A 3,823-nucleotide genomic window follows, 5' to 3' on the forward strand; every position below is an offset into this window, starting at 1 on the left:
GTACGCTCGAGAGCTTCCGCCGCGAGCATGACGATCGCCAGGAGCGCTCCGAATCGAAGCGCCGTCTTCAGCTCGAGTGGATTCTGAACGGTAGGGGATTTCCCGTTATTGCCCCTCTCGTCACTGCGTCGCCATAGCAGAGCGCTAGGGAGATAGACGATAACGCTCATCAGTATCATCGGCGGGAGCAACTCCGGCACGAGGCTGCGGTTGACCGCGGCAGTAATCAGGAGGATACGAGGGAACATCGTACCGCAGGCGATCAAAACGGCGAACCCTAGCAAGGACGTCGCCAGCTTTTGTCGGTGCGCCATCCTCGAAAAGTGAAGGGTCAGCGCCGTCGACGAGGCCAGGCCCCCGAAGAGTCCCGTCACCGCGGCGCCTTTCCTCTCTCCCACGGCCTTCATGGCCACGTAGCCGGCAAAGGAGATCGATGCCACGAGCACGACCATCCACCATATCGTGTACGGGTTCAGCGCTTCCCAGGGGCCGAAGCCCTGGTTCGGAAGAACCGGGAGCAAGACGACCGAAATGAGAAGGAGTTTGATGATCGCTTTCAGCTCCGGGCCGGTGAGTTTGTGCAGCCAGCCGTGGAGAGCGGGTTTCACGCCGAGAATCAGAGTCGTAACCACGGCGGCGGCGACGGCAATGGGGATATGCCCCAGCGCGGACAGGAGGCCGAACCCAAAGGTGAGGAGCCCGGCCATGAGGCTCGTGATCCCGACGTCGTTGGCCCCTTTGGCAGTGATCGCATAGGCGACGATCATCACCGCGGTGATGGCGACGAACGCCGTTGGAAGAATCGCCTGTTGTGAATGGATGCCTACGATGCCCACGACGCCGCCGAGGAGTCCGATGAGGCCGTAGGTCCTCACTCCCGCAACGCGACCGCCCTCTTCGGTTTCTCGTTCCCGCCAACCGCGTTCGATTCCGACGAGGAGCCCGGTCGCGAGGGCCACGCCCAGGCGCGTCAATTGCTCGACGTCATCCATCCTCGGACTCAGTGGAACGGCTTTCGGAGGCGTTCTCCGTCGGCTCCGCTCAGGTATATCAGGAGGAGATAGATCCTGTCGGTCGCGCTCGAGACTACCATCACGCACTCCGATTCGGGATCGTAGACGTCGACCGCGCTCTGAATCTCCGGAGCGGTCTCGGCAAACAAGGGATGCGACCGGGGCAGATAGCACGGAGTCCCTGCGGGAATGCCGAGAAGCCACTGCTCGGAGAGGAAGACCGCCCCCGGCCCGGCCTGGTCATATCCTTCGGTGGCGAGCTCGCTAATGTCCTCCCCGAGCCTCCCGATCCAGCCGCCGATGCGCGCGAGCTCTTCGTTCGAAGGCATCATCGTCCTCCCTTCGCAAACTGTCGATGCGAAGCCTCGCTCGAAGTAACCAGTCGTTCCTCGGCGCGCCCACAGGGCATCGGAGACTTCTCTCCTCTCGGTTCTCGGCGAGCATCACTCGGACTCGACGGCGAGTTGGTTCTTGACCAGCAGCGCCCCGGCTCGAAAGGCAATTTCTGTGATCCTGCCGCGCGCTTCGGCAGACGAGACAGCTCCCCGGATCGTAGCCAAGCCGTCCTCGACGCTGATGTCGATGTTTTCGTCAGGGAAAGCGTCCGCGACCTCGTCGACGATTTGACGTCGCATCTCCGCATCGCTTCGGTCCGTCGAGACCAGGGGTCTCTCGACGGTGATCTGGTTCTCGACCTCCAGGACCCCCTCGATATCTGCGGCAATCGAACCGGCACGAGCCCGCTCTTCATCCGTGTCCACGGCCCCGTTGAGTCGTACCGAACCGCGAAAAACCGTAACGACGATCTCGAAGGATTCGACCGTCGGATCGACTGCCAGCGCCGCTTTGACACGCTGCTCCAGAAGCTCGTCCGTGGGCCGTAGCTCTTCCTGATACCCGCGCCCGCGTTCCATGCCAGACGACGCAGGGCCCGGTAGCGCGACGAGCAGCAGGAAGGTGAGGCCGATGACTCCACCACTTTGTCGCAACATGTTCACTCAACCTTTCGTCAGAAAGGGTAGCGCACGCGCCATCGACCCCGCACCAGGGGGATCCCTTAGCAAAGACCAACGCACGGGGGGGCGCGGTCAACCGCTTACCGTGAATACCCTAGAGATGCCCCGCGTCTCTGCATGGAAACCGGCGCGTCGAGGGCACCTCCGATGGAGCGTGCGACTATTGCGCTTGCGACATCGGTGCCGATACGTGGCGCACGACGCTCGTCAACTCCGATCCGTCGATCGAGCCCTGGGAGAGGTCACCGACGGATACGATTCCCACCGGTTGGTCCTTCTCGTTCAGCACGAGAATCCGGCGAACACGCTTCGCCTTCATCGCAGCGGATGCCTCTTCGAGGTCGTCCTCCTCGTGGCAACAGACGAGCGGCGTGGACATGATGTCGCCGATTTTCCGGTTGGTTACGTCGTCGCCCCGGGCGACGGAACGCACGACGATGTCACGGTCGGTGATCATGCCGACGACTCGATTGTCTTCGGGTGAGACCACGGGAAGGCTCCCCACGTCGAGTATCCGCATGTGCTCCGCGGCCTCTTGGAGCGAAGTATCCGTCCGCACTCCTTGCAGCTCGGCGCTCATGACGTCTTTCACTTTCACTTTGGTTTGCTCCTTTCTTCCATCAAGGTGAGTCGCGGCGACGTTGCCCGGCCAGACGGGCGTCATCGGCTGTTGTCGCCATGGGCTCGTCGAGCCCCTGTGCACCTTCGCTCCCAACGGGAGAGCCTTCTGCATCCAGATTCTCTGACCGATTGATGCGCTGATCCGGCCGGTCGCGAGATGGACAGTTTAGAGGCCAGGATCATGGCCAAGCCATACGGTGGAATCTGTACGCCTCGGGCGGTGGGTCGAAGCTGGTGGATCTTCACAAAACGGCTCTGAGGCTTGCATGGGCGTGCTGCTCGACATCGTGCCTAACGGCCCGACACGGTACGTTCGGACGAGGCACTCGCCTCTGCGAGCGACTGATGTGCCAGATCCGTCTTTCGATCGGAGCTAATCTACACGGGTCCCGTAGAGATAGTCGTTCAACAGGTTCTCGAGCGCTTCCTGTCGCCCGCTGACGCGTTCGGGCTCGCCGCTCGAAGCCGCCCAGGCCTCGAGCTCGGGAAACGTGACATTTCGGCTGATGATCCTGCGGCCCATCTCCGTGTCCCGAAACCCTGCGTAGCGCTCGCGGATGGAGCTCGCGAGAACGCCATCTTGGTGGATCTTTTCGGCAACCAGCAGCGCCCTGGCAAACGTATCCATTCCACCGATGTGCGCGTGGAAGATGTCCACCGGATCGAACGAACCGCGTCGGACCTTGGCGTCGAAATTGAGACCGCCGTTCTCGAGACCGCCTTGACTCAGAATTACCATCATCGCCATGGTCGCAGCCTGCAGGTCGGTGGGGAACTGGTCGGTGTCCCAGCCGAGAGTGGGGTCGCCGCGGTTGATGTCCAGGCTTCCGAGCTTCCCCGCGCTCGATGCGACGATCAGATCGTGTTCCCACGAGTGCCGGGCCAGCGTGGCGTGATTGGCCTCGATATTGAGCTCGAAGCGGTCGAACAGGTCGAACTCTCGAAGGAAATTGAGAGTCGTGGCGGCATCGAAGTCGTATTGATGGCTCGTCGGTTCCATGGGCTTCGGCTCGATCAGCAGCGTTCCCGAGAAGCCCGCTTCTCTCGCGTAGTCCGATGCGAGGTGGAGAAACGCGGCCATCTGCTCGCGCTCCCGCTTCATATCCGTGTTCAGCAGCGTCGTGTATCCTTCCCGTCCACCCCAGAACACGTAGGCGCTCCCCCCGAGCTCCA

The 3,823-nt window shown here is 62.1% G+C and carries 5 protein-coding genes; all 5 read right to left on the bottom strand.

Translation table 11 applies throughout. The features are described from left to right. Positions 1-992 (bottom strand): DUF4010 domain-containing protein (locus VEK15_06840; GenBank protein ID HXV60390.1); only part of this gene is annotated, 992 nt, incomplete at its 3' end. An 8-nt stretch (positions 993-1,000) separates the two neighbouring features. Beyond that, positions 1,001-1,345, bottom strand: a complete 345-nt coding sequence (locus VEK15_06845) for a hypothetical protein (GenBank protein HXV60391.1) — start codon at positions 1,343-1,345, stop codon at positions 1,001-1,003. 111 nt (positions 1,346-1,456) lie between these two features. Continuing rightward, positions 1,457-2,005, bottom strand: a complete 549-nt coding sequence (locus VEK15_06850) for a BON domain-containing protein (GenBank protein HXV60392.1) — start codon at positions 2,003-2,005, stop codon at positions 1,457-1,459. A 184-nt stretch (positions 2,006-2,189) separates the two neighbouring features. Continuing rightward, positions 2,190-2,762 carry a CBS domain-containing protein gene (locus VEK15_06855; GenBank protein ID HXV60393.1) on the bottom strand — a complete coding sequence of 191 codons (573 nt, stop codon included), beginning with the start codon at positions 2,760-2,762 and terminating at the stop codon, positions 2,190-2,192. 261 nt (positions 2,763-3,023) lie between these two features. Beyond that, positions 3,024-3,823 (bottom strand): xylose isomerase (locus VEK15_06860; GenBank protein ID HXV60394.1); only part of this gene is annotated, 800 nt, incomplete at its 5' end.

The sequence above is a fragment of the Vicinamibacteria bacterium genome (assembly GCA_035620555.1).
Classification (GTDB): Bacteria; Acidobacteriota; Vicinamibacteria; order Marinacidobacterales; family SMYC01; genus DASPGQ01.

Coding starts and splice junctions, on each gene's coding strand:
- VEK15_06850 (HXV60392.1), bottom strand. CDS start 2,005: ATGTTGCGACAAAGTGGTGGAGTCATCGGCCTCACCTTCCTGCTGCTC.
- VEK15_06855 (HXV60393.1), bottom strand. CDS start 2,762: ATGCAGAAGGCTCTCCCGTTGGGAGCGAAGGTGCACAGGGGCTCGACG.
- VEK15_06845 (HXV60391.1), bottom strand. CDS start 1,345: ATGATGCCTTCGAACGAAGAGCTCGCGCGCATCGGCGGCTGGATCGGG.